This is a genomic window from Nocardia sputi (assembly GCF_023501985.1).
Genome location: NZ_JAMFLC010000020.1, coordinates 15,915 through 40,219, shown reverse-complemented (window position 1 = coordinate 40,219; position 24,305 = coordinate 15,915). Strand labels below are relative to the sequence as shown.

Sequence of the window (24,305 nt, the reverse complement as noted above, 5' to 3'; positions counted from 1 at the left end):
GCGTTCGTCACGCGACGCCGATGTACTGGTGGTCCCATCGGATCCGGCCGTCGTCGTCGAGCGCGATGACGTCGTAACCACCGCCGACGACGGCGCCGTCGGCATGGGTCACCATGTGCCAGGAGAGCCCGATCAGGTTCACCGACAGCAGCACCGCGGGCTCCTTCGACGCGAACAGGTGCTCGCCGGGGGCGACGAACTCGTCGTACGCGCGGTCGACGCGCTTGGCGAGCGCCTCGTGACCCCGGATCTCCACGGTCGGGATCGGGAAGGACAGCGCGGCCAGCGCCTCACGCATCGCCTCCGGTGGGTCCACCAGTACTTGCGCCCCGTCTTCGGACCACAGCCGCCGGATCCGCTCGCGCCTGGCCGCGGCGTCGGGCTCGTTCCACAACGCGACGTACTGTTCGGCGAAACGCGCGAGTTCCTGCTCATCGAGTTCATTGCTCATGCGGCAGAGTTTCGTCCTCGTCCGAAGCGTGTGCGATTCCCCGCAGGGTATGGCGAGCGACAGCGCAGCGCCCGATACTGCTGCTATGACGACGGCGACCGAGTCCACCGGGTTCGCCCGGCAGCTCAAGCATTGGCGGACGCTGCGCCGGGTCAGCCAGCTCGACCTCGCGATCCGCGCCGACACCACGCAGCGGCATCTGAGCTTCCTGGAGCAGGGCCGCTCACGTCCGGGACGCACCATGGTGGTGCGACTGGCCGAATCACTGGAGTTGTCGCTGCGTGAGCGCAACGGACTATTGCTGGCCGCGGGATTCGCGCCGATCTTTCCCGAAACGGAACTCGACACCCGGGAATTGGCGCCGGTTCTGGAGGCGTTGCGCGCCATCCTGGACGGCCATCAGCCCTACCCGGCGCTGGTCGTACAGCCCTACGGCATCCTGGTCGCCGCCAACGCCGCCTTCGACGTGCTGACCGAGGGGGCCGCCCCCTGGTTGCTGGAGCCGCCGGTCAACGTGCTCCGGCTCGCGCTGCACCCGGACGGCTTGGCCGCCCGCGTGCTGAACCTGCCGGAATGGGGGAAACACATCACCGAGGCGCTGCGCAACCGGATGGCACGCAGCCCCGATCCAGCCTTGGACGAACTCGTCGAAGAGCTGGAAACCTATCTTCCGCAGGCCGATCCCGGTCCGGACCACCTCGGTTTCGCGGTGCCGTTGCGCCTGCGCTGCGCTGAAGGCGAATTGCGTTTGATCACCACACTCACTTCGTTCGCGACCGCCGTCGACGTCACGCTCGCGGAGTTGCAGCTCGAGGCGTTCCTGCCCGGTGACGAGCAGACCGCGCGCATCCTGCGCGACCGCGCGGCACGGCGCTGAGCGGGATGGCGCTCACCAGCCCCGCGCCGCCGCGAGCAGCCGGCGATAGACCAGCTCGACGTGCGAGCGGGCGGTGGGACCGGGACGACGCACCAGGAACGCCGTGTTGATCGGCGGGTCGTCCGGTTGCAGCAGCGTGACAAGCGCTCCGGAATCCAGTTCGGCGGCGCAGAGATAGCGCGGCAGCACGCTGATCCCCGCGCCCGCCGCGACCGCCGAAGCCACCGCGCGTAGGTCGGAGACGACGACCGCGGCCTCGGCGACGAGCCGGACACCGAAGACGTGCCGCCAGTACCGCCGCAGGATCGGCAGGTCTGGGGCGTAGCTGACCAGTGGGATACCGGACAGTGCGGCCGAGACCCTGGCCCGCGACAGCTCGCCGTCGACTCGCGCGGCGATCGGCGGCGCGGCGACGAGCACGAATTCCTCGTCGCACAGTGGTTCGGCGACCACTGTCCGGCCTCGAGGGCGGACGGTCGACACCACCAGGTCGAAGTGTCCCGCGCGCAGGCCGCCGAGCAGATCGTCGGACAGCCCGGCGGCGACCGCCAGCCGCACGCCCCGATCGACCAGCGGCGCGAGCGCCGGGAGCGCGTGGACCGCGAGGAACTCGGCGGGCCCGGCCAGCCGCACGGCGGACTGGGGCGTGGGCTCGGCACGGTGGTCCGGGCCCGCTACGGTGTCCAGCGCGTCCAGGGGCGCGGCGACGCGCGCCGCCAACTCGGTCGCCGCCGCGGTCGGCGACACGCCGCGCGGCAGTCGCTCGAACAGTCGCGCGCCGAGCCGCTTCTCCAACGCCTGCAATTGCCCGGTTACCGTCGGCTGGGACAGCCCGACCAGCCGCGCTCCCGCGGTGATCGATCCGGCCCGGTGCACGGCCAAGAACGTGCGCAGTTGGTTCAGATCGACATTCCCATCGGAATCCCTATCGCTCACAGCGAAATTCTATTCTTCCGCTGATGCGAGTCGCGCAGGAACGGGCCGTCCAGCCGATCGGCCGGACCGGCGGGCGTTCTCGGTGCTCCTAGGCCGCCGCGAGCTCGCTGTCGGCCGGCGCGTCCCAATCGATGCGGTAGCGCTGCTCGGGTCCCATGGTCTTCTCCGGTTTCATCACGGTCTTGGCCATGAGCGGCATGAGCAGCCGCATTACTCTGCGCGCCACCGGCCCCGGCGTCTTGCTGTGATTGATCTTCGCGGCGCGAGCGGCGATACCCTCCACACGGTCGCGCCGCAAGCGCTCGTAGACGGCGAACGCCTCCGGGGCGGGCAGATCACGCAGGCAGCGGGCCAGCTGCACGGCGCTCTCGATCGCCAGCGACGCGCCTTGGCCGGAACTGTTGGACGGGGCGTGCACCGCGTCGCCCACCAGTACCATCCGTCCGCGATACCAGTGCGGCACCGGCGGCATGATGTGCAGCGCGCCGGTCACTTCCAGCTCTTCCTCGGTGGTACGGCGGGCCAACTCGCCGCCAGGGGTGTCATCGCGGTAGGTCTCGCGCAGGATCTCCAACCAGTGTGCGTTCGGGATCGCCCGCGCCGCGGTGAGCGACAGATACTCCTTGTGCGGCAGGTTCGCTCCCCACGCGACACGGCCGTCGCCGACCGGCCAGTACAGGTAGTACGCCCGCTTGCCGAACGCGAAAGTCATCGTGTCGGGCGCGAGGTCGGCGGCGCACTCGGTGATCGCACCGAAACCCAGCATGCCGGTGTAGGCGGGGCCCGGCGCGTCCGGGTCGATCAACGTGCGCACCGTCGAGCGGATGCCGTCCGCGCCGATCAGCACGTCGGCGGTGGCCGTGCTGCCGTCGGCGAACCGGGCGACGACGCCCGTCTCCCGCTCACCTACATCGACCAGGCGCTTGTCGTACTCGAACGGCACCCCCGCGGCGACCGCGTGCCGACGCAGCGTTTGGTGCAATTCGCTGCGATCGACCAGTTGCAGGGGAGGCACATCGGCGAGGCCGGGCAATGCGAGCACCTTGTCTCCAACCGCCATGTTCATCTTCGACACCGGTTGCGCGATCGCACGGACGGGGTCGCCCGCTCCGATGATGTCGAGGGCGGCGATGCCGTTGGGCGCGAGGGCGAGTCCGCTGCCTATGCCATAGGAAGGGCCGGGATAAGCCTCGTAGACGCGAGCTTCGATGCCCGCTTTGCGCAGGGCGGTCGCGACCACGGGGCCGGCGATTCCGCCACCGATCACCAGGGCGGTACGTGTTTCGGACATGGGTGTCTCCAGGATTCGTGCGATACGGGGTTTCGGTTCCCGAACCGACGCGCGCGTCACCCACCCGGTTATCCTGTGGTTGCCAGCCTTGTAGCCGGGTGCGTTCGCGGGCGCGGTTCGAGACTGTTTCGATCGGGCCCGGCGGCGGTGTTGCCGCACCTCGCCGGGCCCGATTTCCGGCATTAGTTCTCGGCCATCCCCCTCTCCACCAGTTCGGTGACCTCGGATGGCGGCATGCCGCGGTCGTGCCACGCGCGCCACTGCTCCAGCCCCGGGAAGGTGCCCCCGGTCAGCTCGTCGCGCAGCGAACGCGTCCATGCCGCCTCGGCTTCCAGCATCGTGAGCGCGAACTCGGACTCGACGATGAACAGGCGAGGCAGCGTGCCCGCCAAGCCGTCGAGTTCACCGCGCAGGCGCTCGATCGTCCGTTTCAGCGCTTCGAGGCGCGTGCCGAGCAGGTCGACCACTTCGGCGGGCGGGAGCACCGCGAGAATGGACAGGCCCGCGACGAACCGATGATGTTCCTGCTCGGGAGTCGACAGCAGTTCCCTGGTCCAATCGGCCATCTCGGCGCGGCCCGCGTCGGTGATCCGGTAGATCACCCGCTCCGGCCGCGCACCGGCCCGTTCGCTGCCGACCACTTCGAGGAAACCGACCTTGGCCATGTTCTGCACGACCGTGTAGAGCGAGCCCCACTTGATCGCCATGTCCTGGTCCTTGCCCCGCTCGCGCAAGGTCTGCGCGATCTCGTAGCGGTGCATCGGACGCTCGATGATCACCGACAGCACCGCGAGCGCCAGCAGGTTGTCCACCTTGCGTTTCTTCATAGCGGCGCCTCCCTACTCGTGCACGAATATACGTGTGCGAGTATTCGGGCGCAAGCGCTCAGGCGGGCACCGTTTCCTGCTCGCGCGTGTGGTCTTCCAGCAATTTCGTGGCGATGTTCGTCAGCGCCTGGTCCAGCAGGGCGCGGTCGGCGGGATCGGCTTCGTTCCAATCGTCGAGCCTGCTGTCGAGCCAGCGCCGCCAAGCGGTCTTGATCCGATCGATCTCGGCCGCGCCGGAGTCGGTGAGCCGCAACCGTTCGCCCTCGCGCGTCAGATACCCCTCCGCGCCGACCTGGTCGTAGATCGGTTCGATCACCTCGTCGGGCAACCGGTGCGCCCGCGCTATCTCGGCCAGCGTCGCCGCACCGATCACCCGGTCGCGCAGATACACCTGTCCCAGCGCCCATGCCTCCCCACGCGTCAGGTCGCTGTCGGCCTCGGCGAGGATGCGCGGGCCGATCGGGTGCTCGGCTCCCGCCCCGCGCATGGTGCCCGCGATAGCCCGTTCCAGTTGCACCAACCGATCCGGTGAGTCGGGCACCGAGAACCCTTCGCCCACATCGCCCGCGCCCGCTCGCGCGCTGTCGCGCAGCGGCACTTCGGGCAGCAGCCACGCGATCACGAATCCGGCCAGCGCGACCGGTACGACCCAGAAGAACACGTGAGCGATGGAGTCCGCGTACGCGTCGATGAGGGGAGCCGACTGCTCGGCGGGCAGTGCGCGCAACGCCTGCGGGTCCGCCGCGACCTCCGGCGGCACCACACGCGAGCGAGTCAGGGCATCGGCGAGCGCGGGACCGATCTCGTTGCTGTACAGGGTGCCGAAAACGGCTGTGCCGAAGGCGCTCCCGAGCGTGCGGAAGAAGGTGACTCCGGAGGTGGCGGTGCCCAGCTGGGCGTAGGGCACGGTGTTCTGCACGACGATGGTGAGCACCTGCATGGCCAGGCCGATGCCGAGACCCAGGATCAGCATGTACAGCGACTCCAGCCAAGTGCTGGTGGTCCGGCCCATGGTCGACATCAGGTACAGCCCGAGTGCCATGACCAGCGTGCCCGCGATCGGGAAGTACCGGTAGCGTCCGGTCTTGCCGACCACCTGTCCGGACAGGATCGACGTGGCGAACAGGCCTGCCACCAGCGGCAGGGTGCGCACGCCGGACATGGTGGCCGAAACCCCGTCCACGTATTGCAGATAGGCGGGTAGGTAGGTCAGCGAGCCGAGCATCGCGAAGCCGACGATGAAGCTGAGGATCGAGCACACCGTGAATACCCGGCTGCGGAACAACCCCATCGGCAGCATCGGTTCGGCGGCTCGCGACTCCACCGCCACGAACCCGGCCAGCGGGATCACCGCCCCGGCGAACAGGCCGATGATTGTCGGCGAACCCCACGCGTATTGCTCCCCACCCCATTCCAATCCGAGGATCAAGCAGGAGACGCCCAGCGCCACCAGACCGATGCCCGCGTAGTCGATGATCGGCCTGGCCGCGGCCCGCACCCGGGGGATGGTGCGCGCCGCCAACGCGATCATGACAACGGCGACCGGCACGTTGATGTAGAAGCACCAGCGCCAACTGGCGTGGTCGGTGAACAGGCCGCCCAGCGTCGGACCGATCACCGTGGTCACGCCGAACACCGCCCCGAGTGCGCCCTGGTACTTGCCACGCTGCCGCAGCGGAATGATGTCGGCGATCAGCGCCATCGAGGTGACCATCAGTCCACCGGCGCCGAAGCCCTGGATGCCGCGGGCGGCGACCAGCAACAGCATGCCGTTCGCCAAGCCCGCGATCATCGACCCGACGATGAAGATCACCGCGCTGACCTGGAATACCAGCTTGCGGCCGAACAGATCGCCGAGCTTGCCCGCCAGCGCCGTCGCCACCGCCTCGGCGAGCAGATACGACGTGACCACCCAGGCCATGTGCCCCGCACCGCCGAGATCGGCCACGATGGTGGGCAGCGCGGTGGACACGATGGTCTGGTCCAGCGCCGCCATCAGCATGCCGAGCACGATCGTGCCGAAGACGATGTTGGTCTTGGCCCTGCCCATCGGGGCAACCGGGTCCGCGGCCACAGCTACCGAACCAGCCATCAGCCCAGTATGGGACTCTGCCGCTTGGATGGATGTCCAGCGACACAACAGCGAATCAGCCGAGAAGGCCCTCCAGCGCCTCGAGCCGCGCAGGCTGCCGCAGTTTCGCCAGGCCCTTGGCCTCGATTTGCCGAGCACGTTCGCGAGACACGCCGTAGGTCTTGCCGACCTCTTCGAGTGTCTTCGGTTCCGCGCCGGCCAGGCCGTAGCGCGACGCGAGCACTTCGGCCTCCCGTGCCGTCAACGTGCCGAGCGCCCGGTCGAGCTGGGCGCGCAGTGCCGACGCGGCCACCGAATCGGAGGGGTCCGGCGCGGTGTCGGCGATGAGCTCACCGAACTCGGTGGCATCGTCGCCGATCGGGGTGTGCAGCGACAGCGGTTCGCGGGCGAGGTCGAGCAGCTCGCGCACCTTTCCCGCCGGCAGTTCCAGCTCCGCGGCGAGCTCCGCGACCGTCCCCGCGCGCCCCAGCCGCTGAGCCAGCGCCCGCTGCGTGCGGTTCAGCCGGTTGAGCATCTCGACGACGTGCACCGGTATCCGGATCGTGCGACTCTGATCGGCCAGTGCTCGACCGATCGACTGCTTGATCCACCAGGTCGCGTACGTGGAGAACTTCAGCCCGCGCCGGTGGTCGAACTTCTCCACCGCGCGCATCATGCCGAGCGTGCCTTCCTGCACCAAGTCCAGCAGCGACATGCCCGTGGGCGTCGGATACCGCTTGGCGATCGAGACGACCAAGCGCAAGTTGGCCTCGACCATGTGCGCTCTGGCGCGTTCGCCGTCCGCGATCCGGCGACGCAATCGGCCGCGCTCCAGCGCATCGACCTCGGTACCGGCCGCCAGGCGCGCAGCGGCTTGCTCGCCGGCCTCGATCCGCTCGCCGAGCTCGAACTCCTGCGCGGCGGTGAGCAGTGGGGTGCGGCCGATGAGCCGCAGGTAATCCTTGATCGGGTCGGCGCTGACGGCGCCGGGGAAGCGGGTAGGGCGGGTGCACAGTTCGGTCACGGAACGTCCTTCCTGGTGAAGCGGACCGTTCGGCGGTGCGGCGAACACGCCGCCGAACGGGGATGAGGGGAGGTCAGCCGCGCCCCGGGATGCGCAGCGGGCGTTGCGGCTTGGCGCGATAACCCGTGGTGGACCGAATCGGCTCGGTGTCCCGTCGCCCTCGGCGCACTGCGCTCGGGTAGGGCCGAACGGGCGGGGTGACGCGGGCCGCGGCCACGTCGCGGGCAGCACCGCTCATGTCGTTCCCTTCGGTGCGGAGCAGGCGAATCGCGGTTTCGAGGACGGAATGCGCGGTGGTCTTGTCGGCCATGGTGGCTGATCCCTTTCGGTCGAGGGGGGAGCTGATGCGGGTCGGGGTCGCTTCGACAAGTCCGTGGTTCATGGTGCTGCCGCTCCTTCGTTCCGATGACGAACACAAACTTAGAATGAGCATAAAAATATGTCAAGAGCATTTTTATGTCGGGTTCAGCTATGGTGATGACATGAGCACAGCCGACCTCGGGCTCCGGGCCAAGAAAAAGCAGCAGACCAGGGAGAACATCTCCCATCACGCGACCGCGCTGTTCCTGGAACACGGCTTCGACAAGGTGACGATCGCCGACGTCGCCGCCGCCGCGCAGGTCGCGAAGATGACGGTCACCAACTACTTCCCTCGCAAGGAAGATCTCGCACTGGACCTGCACGAGGTGTTCGTCGACCAGCTCGCCCGCGTCGTGCGCGAGCGCGCGTCCGGCGAGTCGGCGCTCGCCGCGCTACGGCGGGACTACCTGGCCGCCGTGGCCCGGCAAGATCCGGTGGTGGGCTTCTCCGGGCCCGAATTCGCCCGCCTGATCACCGACAGCCCCGCGCTGACGGCCCGGCTGCGCGAGTTCCACGACGAGCGTGAACAGGCGCTGGCCACCACCCTCGCGGCGGAAACGAGCGCCGCGGCCACCGACATCACACCTCGCGTCGCGGCCGCGCTGCTCGGCGGCGTGCATCGCGTCCTGTTCGATGAGACCCTGCGCCGCACGCTCGACGGCGAATCCGACGACCGCATCGCCACCGCCCTCACCGAATACATCGGCAGCGCGTTCGACACGCTGGAGCAAGCGATCGGCGACTACGCCGTCCGCGATTAGCTCTCCCGCGGCCGCTCGATCAACGCCATGGCGATCGGGACGAGCAGATCGACGAGCTCGGCCGCCGTCGGACGCGGATCGGCGAGTACCCACTCGTGCGCCAAGCCGTTGATCGCGCCGATCAAAGCGCTCGCACCCCACCCCGGCGCGCCGCGCACCCTCGAGCCCGGCGCCACGACCGGCACCACATGAGACTCCAGCACCGACGCCCAGCCGTGGCGGCGTTCGCGACGGTGGCGCTCCATCCCGTCGCTCACCCCGACCACTTCGATGAAGGCGACCTTCGCGCGATAGGGATCGGAACCGATCGATTCGAGGTAGGCCGTCACCACGGCGGTCATCGCGGCGGGCAGGTCGAACCGCGGGTCGAGTTCACCGATCCGGGCGAGCACGGCGGCGGCGGCCTCGTCCTGGATCCGGTCGTACGCGGCGACCAGAACGTCTTCCCTGGTCTGGAACTCCTCGTAGAACTGCCGCTTGGACAGGCCCGCGGCCGCGCAGACGTCGGCCAGCGAGCAGTTCGCGTAGCCGCGTTCGGCGAAGATCCGGGTGGCCGCATCGAGGAACCGCAGGCGCCGCTCGGCCTTCCGCTCCGCGACAGCACGCCCGCCGTACTGTCTACCCGCTGTCGCCGTCACATCTCTCACCGTAGCGAAATCCCGGCGACCACGGACTATTCCCATAGGCGGAGACCGAACGACTTCGTTCTTGCGGTCTCCACCAGGACCCCGCATACTTATGGCAAATCTGAGACCGACAGGGATCACATATGCGGCTCAGAGCACGATGCGAAGCTCGTGTCGCGGCTGCGTTCCGGGGCGTGAACTCTCGCGTCTGAGACGATCGATGCCGAATGCCGTCGAAACCTTCCCCCGAAACTTACTCCAAAGTAAGGTTGGCCCATGGCGTGGAAACCAAGTGAGATCCCGGATCAGACGGGACGCACCTTTGTCATCACCGGCGCGAACGGCGGCCTGGGCGCCGTCGCCACGAAAGTCCTGGCGTCCAAGGGCGCGACCGTGATCATGGCCTGCCGCAACCCGGTCAAGGCGAAAGAGGTCGCCGGGGCCATCGACGGCGACGTCCGGGTGGCCGAACTGGACCTGGCCGACCTGGCCTCGGTGCGCAAGTTCGCCGACGACAGCGACGAGATCGACGTCCTGGTCAACAACGCGGGCCTGATGAACCTCCCGTTCTCGCGGACCAAGGACGGTTTCGAAACCCAATGGGGCGTCAACCACCTCGGACACTTCGCGCTCACCGGACTGCTGCTGGACCGGATCACCGATCGGGTGGTCACGCTCTCCAGCATCGCGCACAAGCAGACCCCGAAGCTGCGGATCGACGACCTCGATTACCAGAACCGCCGCTACCAGCGCAATCTCGCCTACGCCCAGTCCAAGCTGTGCAATCTGATGTTCGCGCGGGAACTACAGCGCCGACTGGCCGAATCCGGCTCGCGCAAGCGCTCCTACGGTGTGCACCCCGGCGTCTCGGCCACCGACCTCTTCGCCCACACCGAGACCCCGCTCGACTACATCTCCAAACCGTTCATCCGGCTGATCGGACACTCACCCGCCAAGGCAGCGCACTCGACGCTGTTCGCCGCGACCATGCCCGATGCCGACCCCGAGGTCTACTGGGGGCCCACCTGGCTGTTCGGAACCCAAGGGCCGGTCAAGGCCGCGCCGTCCACCCGCCTGTCGCAGAACAGGGAGCTCTGGCAGCGACTGTGGGCCGAGTCCGAACGCAAGACCGGCGTCGTCTACTCGTTCTGAGCCGGACGCCGCTCGGGCGCGGTCCGGACTCGACCCCGTCCGGCGCGGCATCCAGGCCGACGGAGGCTGCCGTGCCCGTCAACCGTGTGCCCGGCCCGCTGTGCACGCCCGAACTCCTGAGCGTGAGCGCCGCGCGTGGCGCGCTCGACGGCACCGGCTGAAGACCTGCTCCGACGCAGTCCGCTCGCGCGTCGCGATGATCGTGGCCACAGCGCGCGCGAGACGACGTACCTGGTTCTACGGCCCGCGTAGTAGAACGGGTACCGTAGAAGCCGTGTCCGCCTCACCCCGCCGCTCGGCACACAACCGCCCGGCCCTGATCGCGTTGGTGATCGTGGCCGCGCTGGGCTGCCTGGCGCTGGCCTGGTGGCAGTGGGAACGGTACGAGTCCTCCAGCGGCACCGGCCAGAATCTCGGATACGCGCTGCAGTGGCCGCTGTTCGCGGGATTCGCCGTCTTCGCCTACTTCCGGTTCGTCCGGCTCGAGCGTGAAGCGAACGAAACGGAGGACGAGACCCCCCGGCGCACTCCCACCGCAGCCGGGCGCGCCGCGAAACCGATCGCTCCCACAGAACTGCCCGCGGGTCTGCTGCCCGAGCGCCCCAAGGCCGTTCGGGACGAGGACCCGGTGCTCGCCGAGTACAACCGGTACCTCGCCGAACTGCACGCCAACGACATCGATGAGCAGGTCCGTTCGGCAGGCCTGCCCACCCGCGAGAGGAGCGCCGGTTGACCACCAGCGAGAATTCCACCGAGACCAGCCAGACCACCGAGACCCCGGCCGCTGCCGGGAACGCCGCCAAAATCGGTCCGGCGCTCCTGCGCTACCGGGCGCTGGCCTGGATCACCGGACTCTGGCTGCTGCTGCTCACCGGCGAGATGATCGCCAAGTACGGCTTCGACGTGCAGACCCCCAGCTGGATCGCCGTCGTGCACGGCTGGGTGTATTTCGTCTACCTGCTGTTCACCGCCGACCTCGCGGTCAAGGTCCGCTGGCCGGTCCTGCGCACCGTCGGCACTCTGCTCGCGGGCACCATCCCCCTGCTGTCGTTCTTCGTCGAGCACGTCAACGCCAAGCAGGTCAAGCAGGACTTCGGCGTCTGACCCCAGGCCCGCGCTCAGCCGTCGGCCAGCGCAGCCAGCGCGGGCGTCAACTGGGCCAGCGCCCGGCCGCGATGCGACATCGCGTCCTTCTGCGCGGGCGTCAACTGGGCCGCGGTGACATCGCCGCCCTCCGGGACGAACAGTGGGTCGTAGCCGAAACCGCCGTCGCCCACCGGCTTCCGCCCGATCACGCCGGGCCATTCGCCGCGCACCACGGTCTCCACGCCGCCGGGCACAACCAGCGCACAGGTCGACACGAACCGCCCGCCGCGGCGCTCGTCCGGCACATCGGCCAGTTGTGCCAGCAGCAGCACGTTGTTGGTCGCGTCGTCGCCGTGCTTGCCGGACCAGCGCGCCGACAGCACGCCGGGCATCCCGTTCAACGCGTCCACCTCGAGACCGGAGTCGTCGGCGACACAGGCCAACCCGGTGGCCGCGGCGCCGTCGCGCGCTTTGGCCAGTGCGTTCTCCTCGAACGTCGCGCCGGTTTCGGGTGCTTCGTCGTACGGGGGAACGTCGTTCAACCCGACGATCTCGATACCGGTGATACCCGCCGAATCGAGAATGCGGCGCAGCTCGTTCAATTTCTTGGCGTTGCGGCTGGCCACCAGCAGACGGCGGGTCATCACTTCTTCTTCGCCTCGGCCGGCTCCGGAAGCACACCGGGATACGGCAGCGCCAGCGCCTCTTTCTGCACGACGAACAGCTGCTCACAGCCCGCGAGCGCGGAATCGAGCAACTTGTCCAGCGTGGAGCGCGGGAAGGTGGCGCCCTCGCCGGTGCCCTGGATCTCCACCAATGTCCCGGTGTCGGTCGCGACCACGTTCATGTCGACCTCGGCGCGCGAATCCTCCTCGTAGGGCAGGTCCAAGCGCACCCGGCCGTCGACCACGCCCACACTCACCGCGGCGATCGCGCACGAGATCGGCTGCGGGTCGGCCAGCGCGCCTGCCGCGCCGAGATAGGTCACGGCATCCGCCAGCGCCACGTAGGCGCCGGTGATGGCGGCCGTCCTGGTACCACCATCGGCTTGGAGCACATCGCAGTCGATCGCGATGGTGTTCTCACCGATCGCGGCCAGGTCGATGCAGGCGCGCAGCGAACGGCCGACCAGTCGGCTGATCTCCTGGGTCCGTCCGCCGACTCTGCCCTTCACCGATTCACGCCCGCTGCGGGTGTGCGTCGCGGCGGGCAACATCGCGTATTCGGCGGTGAGCCAGCCCAACCCGGAGTCACGCCGCCACGGCGGCACTCCCTCGGTGACGCTCGCGGTGCACATCACCCGCGTCTGACCGAACTCCACCAGCACCGAACCGGCTGGATGCGTGGTGAATCCCCGGGTGATCCGGACCTCGCGGAGCTCATCGTCCGCCCTGCCATCGGCTCGTCTCGACACGGGGCACAGCCTACTGTGTCCGATCGGCCGCGCCTTCGCGCGGCGTGTTCGCGGCCCCCCTTGTGGCTCGCGGGCCGCGAACGGCGGATGCTCGGTCTCGCTTCGCTCGGGTGCCACACAAGGGTTCGACGTCTCGAGTCTCGAGTGCGGTGGCGGTTCGCGCCGGTGGTGGCGGATCCGGATGCGATCAGAGATCGAAGGTCTCGCCCGGGGCCACAGCATGTACCGGACCCGCGAACTGGGCTTTGGCCTCGGCGATCACGTCCTCGCGGGAAGTCCACGGGGGGATGTGAGTGAGCAGCAGTTCCTTCACCCCCGCCTCGGCGGCGATCTGGCCTGCCTCGGTACCCGAAAGGTGAATGCCCGGTGGCCTGTTCGCCGGGTCATGCGTCCAGGACGCCTCCGCCATCAGGACGTCGGCGCCCTGCGCGAGCTCGTGGACCTGGGAGCACAACGCGGTATCACCGGTGTAGACGAAGGTGCGTCCGGCAGCGGTGACGATCCGCAGCCCGTAGGACTCCGGCGGGTGGTACATGCGGCGTGCGGTCACCGTGTGCCCGGGCCCGAACGAGATCGGCTCGCCTTCGGCCCAGGGCCGCATGTCGATCACGTCGGACCAGTCGTCGCATTCGCCGCCGACCTCGGCGGAGGCGTTGCCGATACGCAACGACGTGTCCGACGGGCCGCGCACGACCGCCTTGCCCTCGGGCGGAGTCGGATGGTAGCGACGCCACACCAGCAAACCGGGCAGGTCCAGACAGTGGTCCGCGTGCAGATGGGTCAGGAAGATGTCGACTTCACCAGGGTCGGCGTGGCGTTGCAACGCGCCGAGCACTCCCGGACCGAAATCGATGACCGTCGGCCGCATGTCCGGGCCGGTCAGCAGATAACCCGACGCAGGAGAGTCCGGGCCGGACACACTGCCCGAGCACCCGAGGACGGTAAGGCGCATTCCCCCATGCTGCCACGCGGAATTCTCACTCAAGAAAGGATCCCCCACATTCTCCCGCGGGCCGCGCGTCACCGCGGCGAAGCGCCGATTCCGGCTCGGTCCCCGCGGCGGTTTCGTCGTGCATCTCCAGAGAGTACCCAGGCGGCCAGCAATCCACTCAACGCGCCGAATAGATGCCCCTGCCAAGAGATTCGGTCCTGTCCCGGCAGCACCCCCCACAGCAGCGATCCGTACAGGGCCAGCACCACGAGGCCGAGCGCGATCTGCCCCACGTTCCTGGCGAACCAGCCACGGGAGATCAGGAAGGTCAACCAGCCGAATACCAGCGAGGACGCACCGAGATGCACGCTGCCGGCCGCTCCGGTGAGCCAGACGCCGAGCCCGGCCAGCAGCCAGATGATCGCGGTCGCGGCCAGCCCCCGGCCGATCCCCGCCAGCAGCACGAGGAAACCGAGCACCAGCACCGGAAGCGTATTGCCGATCAGGTGCCCCCAGCCGCCGTGCAGCAACGGCGCGAACAGGATGCCGGACAGGCCGTCGGCGCGGCGCGGCTCGATGCCTGCGTAGTCGAGCCGTCCGCCGACCACGGAGTCGACCCCTTCGAGCCCGTAGAGCGCCGCGACGAAGCAGACGATCAGCATCCCCGCGCGCAGCCACAACTGTTTGACCGCGGCGAAACCCGCGGTGTTGGGCGGCGTGGACGGCCCCGGCGCGCTGACGGGCTTGCCCAGGCGCGCACGGATCGCAGCGATCCGATCAGGGTCGAACGACGACCCGGTTCCCGCGCCGGTCATGGCCACCTCCTCGCCGTTGCGGGGGCGTGGCCCCGCCTCATCGAGGGTACCGGCGCGGCCGGGAATCAGGCCCAGAGCTGGCCGTCGAGCCGCTCTTCCGCCTCTTCGAGGGTGCCGTCGTAGGCCCCGGTGGACAGGTACTTCCATCCGCCGTCGGCGACCACGAACGCGATGTCGGCGCGGGTGCCCGCCTCCACCGCCTTACGGGCGACGCCGAGCGCGGCGTGCAGGATGGCTCCGGTGGAGATCCCGGCGAAAATGCCTTCTTCGAGCACCAGTTCGCGGGTGCGTTTCACCGCGTCGTACGGACCCACCGAGAAACGGGTGGTCAGCACGCTCTCGTCGTACAACTCGGGGATGAATCCCTCATCGATGTTGCGCAGGCCGTAGACCAGTTCGCCGTAGCGCGGCTCGGCGGCGACGATCTCGATGCCGGGCACCTTCTCGCGCAGGAAACGGCCCGTACCCATCAGCGTTCCCGTGGTGCCGAGGCCCGCGACGAAATGCGTGATCTCGGGCAGGTCGGCCAGGATCTCCGGACCGGTCGTCTCGTAGTGCGCCGCCGCGTTCGCCGGATTGCCGTACTGGTAGAGCATCACCCAGTCCGGGTTCTGCGCCGCGATCTGCTTGGCCAGCGCGACGGCCTGATTGGAGCCGCCCGCCGCGGGCGAATCGATGATCCGCGCCCCGAACATGGTGAGCAGCTGCCGACGCTCCACCGAGGTGTTCTCCGGCATCACGCAGATCAGCTGGTACCCCTTCAGCTTCGCGGCCATAGCCAGCGAAATGCCGGTGTTCCCGCTGGTCGGCTCCAGGATGGTGCAGCCGGGTCGCAGCAACCCGTCGGCCTCGGCCTGTTCGATCATCCGCAGGGCGGGCCGATCCTTGATCGAGCCGGTCGGGTTGCGATCCTCCAGCTTGGCCCACAGCCGCACGTGACTGTCACCGTCCCACTGGGGCGACAAGGTGCGCAGACCGACCAGCGGAGTGTTGCCGAGGGTCGCGATCAGCGATTCGTAACGCGCCACGGGACGGGTCAGCCTCCGGCCACGGCGGGCAGGATCGTGACGCTGGCGTCCTGCGGCACCTCGGCCTCGAGCCCGCCGGCGAAACGCACGTCCTCGTCGTCGACGTAGATGTTGACGTAACGGTTCAGCTTGCCGTCCTTCAGCAGGCGCTCGGCGAGCCCGGGGTGGTTGGCTTCCAGATCATCGATCAGCGCCGACAGCGTGGCGCCCTCGGCCTGCACACGCTTCTCACCTCCGGTGAGGCCGCGCATGATGGTCGGGATGGACACGGTTACCGGCATGGGTACTCCTCGGTTTCGCGAACAGGCATCGGTCTAGTTCTCGTAGGCGTCGACGATCCGCACCGGCTCTTCGGTGACCTCGCCGTCGACGATCCGGTAGCTGCGCAGCTCGTGCTGCTCCGGATCCCGGGTGGAGATCAGCACGTAGTGCGCGAACGGCTCGGAGGCGTAGGACACGTCGGTCCGGCTCGGATAGGCCTCGGTGGCGGTGTGCGAGTGGTAGATCACCACCGGCGTCTCGTCGGCATCGTCCATTTCACGCCACACCTTCAACTGCTCACCCGAGTCGAAGCGGTAGAAAGTGGGCGAACGTTCGGCGTTGACCATGGCGATGAAGCGCTCCGGACGATCCGAGCCCTCCGGCCCCGCGATGACACCGCAGGCCTCATCCGGGTGATCGGCGCGCGCGTGCGCCACCATCGCCTTCACGAGGTCGGCCCTGATCACCAGCACGAGTCGCACACCTTTCCACAACGCCGACCCATCTCAGTCGACAACGAGCCAGAATATTCGGCTATTCCCACGACGACACCGCCCGGTCCCCCGGAGCCGGCCCGGAGATCGAGTGGCGGCGACTCGCACACGAGGCACAGCAGGGCCGGAAGTCAAACACCGAAGAGGTCGTGATAGGCCGGGATGCCCGCTACCGCGCGCGCCGAGCGGATCGCATCGACGATGGCGCGCTCGACGCAGACGGCGGCGGCCGTGCAGATCGCGTCCAAGACGAGCAGATCGGCGGGGAAAGCGGGCGGCAGCGGCAGGTCCGCGCCCTCCTCCGCCGTCCCGGTGGCGAGCGCGAAGAGCGTGTCCCCGTCCAGCGGCGAGTGCGCGGGGCGGATCGCACGGGCCAAGCCGTCGTGCGCGGTGGCCGCGACCCGCCGGCATCCCGCCGGATCGAGCGGGGCGTCGGTGGCCACGACGCCGATCGTGGTGTTGAGCACGGTGCCTTTCACCGGCAACTCGTTCGCCGCCGCCAACTGCGCTTCGGTCGGCGGCCGTAGACCGAAGAATTCGGGTCCGTCGGTGCCGCACCCCCACGGCAAGCCGGTGCGCGGATCGAACACCGAGCCGACGGGATTCGCCACGATCAGGGCGGCGACGGTGATTCCCGCGGCGGCGCCTTCGCCGAGCACGATACTCGCGGTGCCCACCCCGCCTTTGATCGATCCGGCGCGTGCGCCGACGCCCGCGCCCACCGAACCGCGGGCGAAGTCGACGCCCGCCGCCTCCGCCGCTCGATAGCCGAACTCGGCGGTGGGACGGATGTCCCACGCGCCGACGGGCAGATCGAAGATCACCGCGCCGGGGACGATGGGCACCACCCGGGTCGCGTCGGCCGGGTCCATGACGATGCCCGCGCCGTTCTCCTCCAGCCAGCGCATCACGCCGTCGGCCGCGGCGAGACCGAAAGCGCTGCCGCCGGTGAGCAGGATCGCGTCGATCTGGCGGACGGTGTTCGCCGGATCGAGCAGGTCGGTCTCGCGGGTACCCGGTCCGCCGCCGCGCACGTCGACGGCCGCCACCGCACCGCCCGGCACGCGCACGACCGTGCATCCCGTCGCCGCCCCGGAGCCGAGTGTGGCGTCCGGGTCGAGGACGTGGTGATGACCGACCAGCACTCCGGGCACGTCGGTGAGTGAATTACCTTGCCCCGGGGTGGCATTCGCCATCTCTACTCCTCACGACGCGGAACCGCGGGTCGGCTCGCGCCGATCTTCGCATCGCGGCCGGTCAGGGAGCCAGCGCCTGCAGCAGTGAGTCCTGCATCCAGGTCAGCCAGTGGTACACGTCCAGGTGCGGTGCGCGCGGGTCGTCGGGGGCGAGCTGGTCGGGCGTGTCGGCGTCGATGTCGAGCACCGTGCCCAGCGCCAGCCGCACGTCGGTGAGCGCGGTCAGCCACGCGTCGGCCTGCTCGGGCGTGAGGACGATCTTGCCGCCCGCGCTCGGCACGGTGTCCAGCACGACCGAACCCGCCGCCAGCTTGGCGTCGATGATGTCGGGCTCGTGCAGGCCGCGCAGCGCGCTGTTGAGGTCGGCGCGCTCGGCATCCGGCGAGCCGGGCTCGCTGCGGTGGAAGTCCGGAAGGAGTCTGCGCAGCCTCGGGTCGTCCGGGGGCACGGTGTTGCCGGATCGCAAGCCGGTGAGGGCGGCCAAGTCGTCGTCGGGTGCGGACTCGGCGCGCTCGGTGAGCAGCCCGGAAACCGCGCCCACCAGCGACCGAAGCACATCGGCCTCACGTGCGTCCATTTCGGATCGCAGTTTGAGACCGCTCAGCGAGTTCTTCCTGCTCCACTTGCGCACGGCGTCAGGGTAGTCGTCCTGGTCAGTCGTCCCGCTGCATGGTGGCCCACAGGCCAGCGGCATGCAGCCGTTGGACATCGTGTTCCATCTTGTCCCGGGAACCGGACGACACCACCGCCTTGCCTTCGTTGTGGACCTTCAGCATCAGTTCGGTCGCCTTCGCTTTGCTGTAGCCGAACAGCTTCTGGAAGATGTAGGTGACGTAGTGCATGAGGTTGACCGGATCGTCCCAGACCACGGTCACCCAAGGGCGGTCCTCCGCCTCCAGGATCTCGGTGTATTCGACCGCTTCGGGTGTCGCCTGTGCCGCCGACAATGTCGCGTTCGCGGCGTCCATAACGACGTCACCCCGGACGATGTTGCACAAGGCCATAGGGTCAAGGGTACGACTCGACTCCCGATAAACAACACCCACGCAGCCCCGATTCGCGATTCCCCGGTTCACCGGACCGATGCCGGCCGCCGTGGACGAGCCGTCCTGTCTACAGTGACTGCGTGAATCTGCGTGACGGCGTCTCCAGCACGGCGCTGCTGACCGACCAGTACGAACTGACCATGCTCGCCGCGGCGCTGGCCGACGGTTCGGCGCATCGGCAATGCACGTTCGAGGTGTTTGCTAGACGTTTGCCAAATGGTCGTCGTTACGGTGTCGTGGGGGGTACCGGCAGGCTGCTCGACGCGCTGCGGCAGTTCCGGTTCGGCGAGGCGGAACTCGCCGTGGCCGCCTCGTTCTCGGATCGGCGCACGCTCGATTGGCTGCGCGACTACCGATTCACCGGCGATATCGACGGCTACGCCGAAGGCGAGCTGTACTTTCCCGGCTCCCCCATCCTCTCGGTGCGGGGCAGCTTCGCCGAATGCGTCGTCCTGGAGACGCTGATCCTGTCGATCCTCAACCACGACAGCGCGATCGCGGCCGCCGCCGCACGCATGGTCAGCGCCGCGAGTGGGCGGCGGATGATCGAGATGGGTTCCCGGCGCACCCACGAGCTGGCCGCCCCCGACTGCGCCCGCGCCGCGTATCTGGCCGGTTTCGACGCCACCTCGAATCTGGAGGCGGTGCGCCGCTACGGGATCCCGGGCGCGGGTACCAGCGCACACGCGTTCGTCCTGCTGCACAGCGGACCCGACGGTGCGCACGAAGCCGAAGCGTTCCGCAGCCAGGTGCAGACGCTCGGGGTCGGGACAACACTGCTGGTGGACACCTTCGACATCGCCGCGGGCGTCGCGACCGCCATCGAGGTGGCGGGCACCGAGCTGGGCGGGGTGCGGATCGACTCCGGTGATCTCGGCGTCCTGGCCAGGCAGGTGCGCGACCAGCTCGACGCGCTCGGCGCCACCAAGACCCGCATCGTGGTCTCCGGCGATCTCGACGAGTACGCCATCGCCGCGTTGCGCGCCGAGCCGGTCGACGTCTACGGCGTCGGCACCGCACTGGTCACCGGCTCGGGGGCGCCCACGGCGGGCATGGTCTACAAGCTGGTCGAGGTCGACGGGGTGCCGGTCGCCAAACGCAGCAGCCACAAGCAGTCCCGCGGCGGCACCAAGAAGGTGATCCGCTTGGCCCGGGAGACCGGCACCATCGTCGAGGAGATCGTCTATCCGGCGGCCGGGCCGGTGCCGCCCGCCAACGGTTTCCAAGCCCGTGAGCCGCTGGTCCCGCTGCTGCGCCGCGGTGAGCAGGTCGAGGACTTGCCGACCCTCGCCGAGAGCCGCGACCTGGTCGCGCGCGGACTGATCAGCCTGCCTTGGGAGGGTCTCAAGCTGTCGGCAGGTGAGCCGGCCGTGGTGACCACGTTCGTCTGAGGGTGGTGCCTACGCTCATCGACCCGGCAGACCAGCAGCAGTCCGGCGGCGAAAAGCAGCGCGAGAAGGCGGCGAACTCGGCCGGGAAGCGAAGGGGGCACTCGGTAATCACCGTGGGCGGTGTCCGCGTTTACATCGCGGGCGACTGATTTCCCGCGAGTCGGTGAACCGAGTGTCCGACCGGGCGGCAGAATCTGGGGCAGTCATCCAGCCACACCGCGGGAGGTCGCCATGACCCGGGCACTGATCATCGTCGACGTCCAGAACGATTTCTGCGAGGGCGGTTCACTCGCGGTCACCGGCGGCGCCGCCGTGGCGGCCCGGATCAGCGAGCACCTCGTGGCGACGAACTACGGCGCGATCGTCGCGACTCGCGACTATCACATCGATCCCGGTGCGCACTTCTCCGACGAGCCCGACTACATCGACAGCTGGCCGCCACACTGCCGGGTCGGCACGCCGGGCGCCGATTTCCACCCCGCGCTGTCCACCGGACCCATTCAGGCGATCTTCTCCAAGGGGACGTACTCGGCGGCCTACTCCGGGTTCGAGGGCACGACCGACGAGGGAGCCGCGCTGGCCGACTGGCTGCGTGACCGCGGCGTCGACGCCGTCGACGTCGTCGGCATCGCGACCGACCACTGCGTGCGCGCTACCGCGCTGGACGCGCGCATCGAGGGTTTCGACACCCGCGTCCTGCTCGACCTCACCGCCGGTGTCGCGCCCGACACCATCACCGCCGCGCTGGACCGTATGCGCGGAGCGGGCGTCGATCTCGAGGGCAGCATCAGCCGGTAGACCGTCCGGTCTCGGCGACCGTCCTGCCTTGTCGGCGGTGCCGAGTAGGCTGCTCGCGTGCCCGAACTGCCGCCCGTTTCCGACCTTTTGGCCACCGCCGTGCAGGCGCTCGGCGGCAAGGAGCGCGCCGGGCAGGTGACGATGGCCGCGGCGGTGGACCACGCGATCGACACCAAGGAGCACCTCGCGGTGCAGGCCGGGACGGGTACCGGCAAGTCGCTGGCCTATCTGGTGCCCAGCCTGCGTCACGCGGTGCGCACCGGCCGTACGGTCGTGGTCTCCACGGCGACGATCGCGCTGCAGCGTCAGCTGGTCGACCGTGACCTCCCCCGGCTGGCCGAGGCGCTGAGCGCACCGCTGGGGCGCACCCCGAAGTTCGCGATCCTCAAGGGACGCAACAACTATCTATGCTTGAACAAGATCAACAGCGCCGTTCCGGACGAGCCCGCCGAAGCGGAGCTGTTCGACGCGTTCGCGATCTCCCGCCTAGGGCGCGAAGTGCAACGGCTCAACGACTGGGCCTCCGACACCGAGACCGGCGACCGCGACGAACTCGCCCCCGGGGTGAGCGACCGCGCCTGGCGGCAGGTCAGCGTGTCGTCGCGGGAATGCCTCGGCAAGTCGCGCTGCTCCTTCGGCCAGGACTGCTTCGCCGAGCGCGCCAGGACCGAGTCCGCGCAGGCCGATGTGGTGGTGACCAACCACGCGCTGCTGGCCATCGACGCCATCAGCGGCATCCAGGTGCTGCCCGAACACGACGTGGTGGTCATCGACGAGGCGCACGAGCTGGTCGACCGGGTCACCGGCGTGGCCACCGCCGAACTGGCTTCCGCCGCGATCAGCGCGGCCGCACGGCGCTGCGCCAAGCTGGTCGACGAGCAGGAGCTGGACCGTCTGGAGGGCGCCGCCGAGGCATGGCACGAGGTGCTGGAGGAACTGCCCGCCGCCCGGTGGGACAGACTGCCCGACGGCGTCGCCCCGGTGCTGGCTCTGATCCGCGACGCCGCGTGGAACGCGCGCACCGCGCTGGCGCCACCGGGCAGCACCACCGCGCAGGGCGACCCGGAGAACGCCGCCGCCCGCACCATGGCGTTGGCCGCGATCGATGAGGTGCATGACAGCGCGGTCCGCGCGCTGACGGCCTTCGACGAGCCCGACCCGGCCGCCCGGCGCGACGTCATCTGGCTGGCCGCCGACGAGATCCGCGGTGTCGTGCGCCGATCGCTGCGGATGGCGCCGCTGTCGGTGGGTGGCCTGCTGCGCAGCAGGCTTTTCGGCACCGCCACCGTCGTGCTGACCTCCGCGACGTTGCAGATCGGCGGCTCGTTCGACGGCCTCGCGGTCACCTGGGGCCTGCCCGCGCAGTCGGGCAGTCGCACCGATGCGGCCACCGCGAACGGCGCGGAGGCGCCGTCGGACGCCGACACCGTGCGCTGGAGTTCGCTCGACGTCGGATCACCGTTCGACCACGCCAAGTCCGGCATCCTCTACGTCGCCAAACACCTGCCCCCGCCGGGCCGGGACGGGCTCGCACCGGCCTATCTGGACGAGATCGAACGGCTCATCACGGCGGCGGGTGGGCGCACCCTCGGTTTGTTCTCCTCCATGCGCGCGGCCCGCGCGGCCACCGACGCCCTGCGCGACCGGTTGCGAACGCCCGTGCTGTGCCAGGGTGACGACGCGACGGGCGCGCTGGTCCGCAAGTTCGCCGACGACCCGGAGACTTCCCTGTTCGGCACCTTGTCGCTGTGGCAGGGCGTCGACGTGCCGGGGCCGTCGCTGAGCCTGGTGATTCTCGATCGCATCCCGTTTCCGCGCCCGGACGATCCGCTGCTGGCCGCCAGGCAACGCGCGGTGGAGATGCGGGGCGGAAACGGGTTCATGACCGTCGCCGCCAATCACGCGGCTCTCCTGCTCGCGCAGGGTACCGGGCGCCTGCTGCGCAGCGTCGACGATCGCGGCGTGGTCGCCATCCTCGATTCCCGCCTGGCCACCGCACGCTACGGCGGGTACCTGCGCGCGTCGCTGCCGCCGTACTGGGAGACCGCGGACCCGGAGGTCGTGGTGAAGGCGTTGCACCGACTGGCCGCAGCGGCCACGGTGTGATACCAAACACACCGCTCGGCATCTAATTCCATTCGGAAGTAGATTGTTGGTCGGTACTTCGGTGACCCCCAATTCCCACACCGAATGTATCGGCTCGTCCCCGCGCCAAGCCCTGCACGCGGCGCGGGGACCTCACCGAATTCATCTCCGCACAGCGGCTACTCAGCCGCGCACGGCCACCGCGTCGACCTCGAACAGCATGCCCGGCAGCGCGAGCGCCGCCACCCCGGTCAGTGTCTGCGCGGGCGGGCGGTCACCCCAGATCTCCGCGATCTTCTTGCCCAGCACCGCCAACTTGTCGAGGTCGTGGTCGACGATGTGCGTCCGCAACTGCGCGACATCGCCGAAGTCCACTCCCGCCGAGCGCAGCGCGATGCCCAGGTTGGCGAACGCATTGTCCACCTGCACGGCGAATTCCGTGCTCGTGGTGTGCCCTTGCCCGTCCGAGTCGTACTGCCCGGCGATGAACACCAGTTCTCCACGCGCCACCGCCACGTGGCTGTAGCCGAACCCGGTCGGATCGTGCAGTGCACCGGGATTGCTGATTTCGACGGCCATGGTTTCTCCTTGCTCGATCGTCACGCGCTGCAACACCACGACGACGATCCGGAATGCCACACTGTGACATGACGATGCCCACAAACGACCGCGGCGCGGCGGCCGAGGCCACCGCGCCGCGAATCCGGCTGTGCCGCAGAGTCAGAGCACCCACTTCAGGATCAGCGTGAGCACGCCCGCCACGACCGCCACGACCAGCGCACCGACACCCCACACGAAGCCGTGACGCCCCCACGGCCGCCCGGCGTCCAACGAGAACTTGCCGGGTCCGGTGAAGGGAAGCGCCGCGCCGACCACCGCGAACAGCAGGCCCATCTCCCAACCGCCCAACAGTCCACCGGACCAGGTGACGTTGATCGCGTTGATCATCGTGCCCACCACGACCGCCCCGGCCAGCGGCGTCAGCAGACCGAGCAGCAGCAGAAGGCCACCGCCGAGTTCGGTCAGGCCGGCCAGCGTCCCGAACAGCTTGCCCGGGTTGTAGCCCATCTGCTCGAAGCTGTCCGCGTTGGCCTGTAGGCCCGGTCCGCCCCACCAGCCGAACAGTTTCTGCGCGCCGTGTGCCGCGAGCAAGCCGCCGAAGACGACCCGCAGGATCAGCAGGCCGATGTCGGTGGCGATTCCGTCCAGTTCGGTAGTGGCGCCGTTTCGTTCGAGTACGGATTTGATGGTCATGCTGGTCCTCATCCCTGCGCTGTCGTCTTCGGTATGTTCGTTACCTCGGCGAATAACCGGACTACGGTCCGATTCTCGCATGAAGAGCTCAACTGTCCAACCCCTCGGTCCTATTCCACGACCGGCAGGC

General features: G+C 69.0%; 28 protein-coding genes. 8 read left to right on the top strand and 20 right to left on the bottom strand.

What is annotated here, in order from left to right:
- Positions 1 to 7 precede the first annotated feature (7 nt).
- Positions 8 to 451, bottom strand: a complete 444-nt coding sequence (locus tag M8859_RS25155; protein WP_159924336.1) for a hypothetical protein — start codon at positions 449 to 451, stop codon at positions 8 to 10.
- 85 nt (positions 452 to 536) lie between these two features.
- On the opposite strand from M8859_RS25155, the gene M8859_RS25150 reads away from it, so the two are divergent.
- Positions 537 to 1,328 (top strand): helix-turn-helix domain-containing protein, encoded by a 792-nt coding sequence (locus M8859_RS25150; RefSeq protein WP_159924337.1) that lies wholly within the window; start codon positions 537 to 539, stop codon positions 1,326 to 1,328.
- A gap of 12 nt (positions 1,329 to 1,340) precedes the next feature.
- On the opposite strand, the gene M8859_RS25145 is transcribed toward M8859_RS25150, so the two are convergent.
- From M8859_RS25145 to M8859_RS25120, 6 genes are all read right to left on the bottom strand, one after another.
- Positions 1,341 to 2,264, bottom strand: coding sequence for a LysR family transcriptional regulator (locus M8859_RS25145; RefSeq protein ID WP_195071566.1), 924 nt, complete (start codon positions 2,262 to 2,264; stop codon positions 1,341 to 1,343).
- Positions 2,265 to 2,352: 88 nt separating this feature from the next.
- Positions 2,353 to 3,555 (bottom strand): FAD-dependent oxidoreductase, encoded by a 1,203-nt coding sequence (locus M8859_RS25140; protein WP_249644907.1) that lies wholly within the window; start codon positions 3,553 to 3,555, stop codon positions 2,353 to 2,355.
- Positions 3,556 to 3,737: 182 nt separating this feature from the next.
- A complete protein-coding gene (locus M8859_RS25135; RefSeq protein WP_159924343.1) occupies positions 3,738 to 4,382 on the bottom strand; it encodes a PadR family transcriptional regulator in 645 nt (214 codons plus the stop codon).
- Positions 4,383 to 4,440: 58 nt separating this feature from the next.
- On the bottom strand, positions 4,441 to 6,474 hold the full coding sequence (locus tag M8859_RS25130) for an MDR family MFS transporter (protein WP_308221231.1): 2,034 nt from the start codon (positions 6,472 to 6,474) through the stop codon (positions 4,441 to 4,443).
- A gap of 55 nt (positions 6,475 to 6,529) precedes the next feature.
- A complete protein-coding gene (locus tag M8859_RS25125; protein WP_195071568.1) occupies positions 6,530 to 7,477 on the bottom strand; it encodes a sigma-70 family RNA polymerase sigma factor in 948 nt (315 codons plus the stop codon).
- 73 nt (positions 7,478 to 7,550) lie between these two features.
- Positions 7,551 to 7,787: a hypothetical protein gene (locus tag M8859_RS25120; protein WP_249644906.1), complete on the bottom strand. Its 237-nt coding sequence runs from the start codon at positions 7,785 to 7,787 to the stop codon at positions 7,551 to 7,553.
- Positions 7,788 to 7,959: 172 nt separating this feature from the next.
- Here M8859_RS25120 and M8859_RS25115 point away from each other — a divergent pair, with 172 nt between their 5' ends.
- A complete protein-coding gene (locus M8859_RS25115; protein ID WP_249644905.1) occupies positions 7,960 to 8,598 on the top strand; it encodes a TetR/AcrR family transcriptional regulator in 639 nt (212 codons plus the stop codon).
- Here the strand turns inward: M8859_RS25115 and M8859_RS25110 are convergent.
- Positions 8,595 to 9,236, bottom strand: coding sequence for a TetR/AcrR family transcriptional regulator (locus M8859_RS25110; protein WP_223518389.1), 642 nt, complete (start codon positions 9,234 to 9,236; stop codon positions 8,595 to 8,597). The two genes, M8859_RS25115 and M8859_RS25110, sit on opposite strands and share 4 nt — an antisense overlap.
- Positions 9,237 to 9,500: 264 nt before the next feature.
- Here M8859_RS25110 and M8859_RS25105 point away from each other — a divergent pair, with 264 nt between their 5' ends.
- The 3 genes from M8859_RS25105 to M8859_RS25095 all read left to right on the top strand — a co-directional run bounded on the left by M8859_RS25105 (position 9,501) and on the right by M8859_RS25095 (position 11,480).
- A complete protein-coding gene (locus tag M8859_RS25105; protein ID WP_159924353.1) occupies positions 9,501 to 10,376 on the top strand; it encodes an oxidoreductase in 876 nt (291 codons plus the stop codon).
- 274 nt (positions 10,377 to 10,650) lie between these two features.
- A complete protein-coding gene (locus M8859_RS25100; protein ID WP_159924355.1) occupies positions 10,651 to 11,109 on the top strand; it encodes a transcriptional regulator in 459 nt (152 codons plus the stop codon).
- Between the two features lie 71 nt (positions 11,110 to 11,180).
- A complete protein-coding gene (locus tag M8859_RS25095) occupies positions 11,181 to 11,480 on the top strand; it encodes a DUF3817 domain-containing protein (protein WP_223522154.1) in 300 nt (99 codons plus the stop codon).
- Positions 11,481 to 11,494: 14 nt separating this feature from the next.
- On the opposite strand, the gene rdgB is transcribed toward M8859_RS25095, so the two are convergent.
- The 10 genes from rdgB to clpS all read right to left on the bottom strand — a co-directional run bounded on the left by rdgB (position 11,495) and on the right by clpS (position 18,605).
- Entirely contained in the window at positions 11,495 to 12,106 is a 612-nt protein-coding gene (gene rdgB, locus M8859_RS25090) for an RdgB/HAM1 family non-canonical purine NTP pyrophosphatase (protein WP_159924359.1), read from the bottom strand.
- Positions 12,106 to 12,876, bottom strand: a complete 771-nt coding sequence (rph, locus tag M8859_RS25085; protein WP_159924361.1) for a ribonuclease PH — start codon at positions 12,874 to 12,876, stop codon at positions 12,106 to 12,108. Before rph ends, rdgB begins: the two co-directional genes overlap by 1 nt.
- A 187-nt stretch (positions 12,877 to 13,063) precedes the next feature.
- On the bottom strand, positions 13,064 to 13,828 hold the full coding sequence (locus M8859_RS25080) for a cyclic nucleotide-degrading phosphodiesterase (RefSeq protein WP_159924363.1): 765 nt from the start codon (positions 13,826 to 13,828) through the stop codon (positions 13,064 to 13,066).
- A gap of 68 nt (positions 13,829 to 13,896) precedes the next feature.
- Entirely contained in the window at positions 13,897 to 14,628 is a 732-nt protein-coding gene (locus tag M8859_RS25075; RefSeq protein ID WP_372492940.1) for a rhomboid family intramembrane serine protease, read from the bottom strand.
- Between the two features lie 59 nt (positions 14,629 to 14,687).
- Positions 14,688 to 15,650 (bottom strand): PLP-dependent cysteine synthase family protein, encoded by a 963-nt coding sequence (locus tag M8859_RS25070; RefSeq protein WP_249644904.1) that lies wholly within the window; start codon positions 15,648 to 15,650, stop codon positions 14,688 to 14,690.
- A gap of 8 nt (positions 15,651 to 15,658) precedes the next feature.
- The gene (locus M8859_RS25065; protein WP_159924369.1) at positions 15,659 to 15,931 is read right to left on the bottom strand and encodes a MoaD/ThiS family protein; all 273 of its coding nucleotides are present in this window, start codon (positions 15,929 to 15,931) and stop codon (positions 15,659 to 15,661) included.
- A 33-nt stretch (positions 15,932 to 15,964) separates the two neighbouring features.
- The gene (locus tag M8859_RS25060) at positions 15,965 to 16,384 is read right to left on the bottom strand and encodes a M67 family metallopeptidase (RefSeq protein ID WP_159924371.1); all 420 of its coding nucleotides are present in this window, start codon (positions 16,382 to 16,384) and stop codon (positions 15,965 to 15,967) included.
- Positions 16,385 to 16,536: 152 nt separating this feature from the next.
- Positions 16,537 to 17,601 (bottom strand): P1 family peptidase, encoded by a 1,065-nt coding sequence (locus M8859_RS25055; protein WP_249644903.1) that lies wholly within the window; start codon positions 17,599 to 17,601, stop codon positions 16,537 to 16,539.
- A 61-nt stretch (positions 17,602 to 17,662) separates the two neighbouring features.
- Positions 17,663 to 18,232: an oxidative stress transcriptional regulator AosR gene (gene aosR / locus M8859_RS25050; protein WP_159924375.1), complete on the bottom strand. Its 570-nt coding sequence runs from the start codon at positions 18,230 to 18,232 to the stop codon at positions 17,663 to 17,665.
- Positions 18,233 to 18,254: 22 nt separating this feature from the next.
- Positions 18,255 to 18,605: an ATP-dependent Clp protease adapter ClpS gene (gene clpS, locus M8859_RS25045; protein WP_159924377.1), complete on the bottom strand. Its 351-nt coding sequence runs from the start codon at positions 18,603 to 18,605 to the stop codon at positions 18,255 to 18,257.
- A 122-nt stretch (positions 18,606 to 18,727) separates the two neighbouring features.
- On the opposite strand from clpS, the gene M8859_RS25040 reads away from it, so the two are divergent.
- The 3 genes from M8859_RS25040 to M8859_RS25030 all read left to right on the top strand — a co-directional run bounded on the left by M8859_RS25040 (position 18,728) and on the right by M8859_RS25030 (position 22,942).
- Positions 18,728 to 20,038, top strand: coding sequence for a nicotinate phosphoribosyltransferase (locus M8859_RS25040; RefSeq protein WP_159924379.1), 1,311 nt, complete (start codon positions 18,728 to 18,730; stop codon positions 20,036 to 20,038).
- A 231-nt stretch (positions 20,039 to 20,269) separates the two neighbouring features.
- Positions 20,270 to 20,836 (top strand): isochorismatase family protein, encoded by a 567-nt coding sequence (locus M8859_RS25035; protein WP_159924381.1) that lies wholly within the window; start codon positions 20,270 to 20,272, stop codon positions 20,834 to 20,836.
- A 57-nt stretch (positions 20,837 to 20,893) separates the two neighbouring features.
- Entirely contained in the window at positions 20,894 to 22,942 is a 2,049-nt protein-coding gene (locus M8859_RS25030) for an ATP-dependent DNA helicase (RefSeq protein WP_159924383.1), read from the top strand.
- Between the two features lie 162 nt (positions 22,943 to 23,104).
- Here M8859_RS25030 and M8859_RS25025 read toward each other — a convergent pair whose 3' ends face one another.
- Entirely contained in the window at positions 23,105 to 23,500 is a 396-nt protein-coding gene (locus tag M8859_RS25025; RefSeq protein WP_159924385.1) for a RidA family protein, read from the bottom strand.
- A gap of 141 nt (positions 23,501 to 23,641) precedes the next feature.
- Positions 23,642 to 24,175, bottom strand: a complete 534-nt coding sequence (locus M8859_RS25020) for a DoxX family protein (protein ID WP_249644902.1) — start codon at positions 24,173 to 24,175, stop codon at positions 23,642 to 23,644.
- Between the last annotated feature and the right edge of the window lie 130 nt (positions 24,176 to 24,305).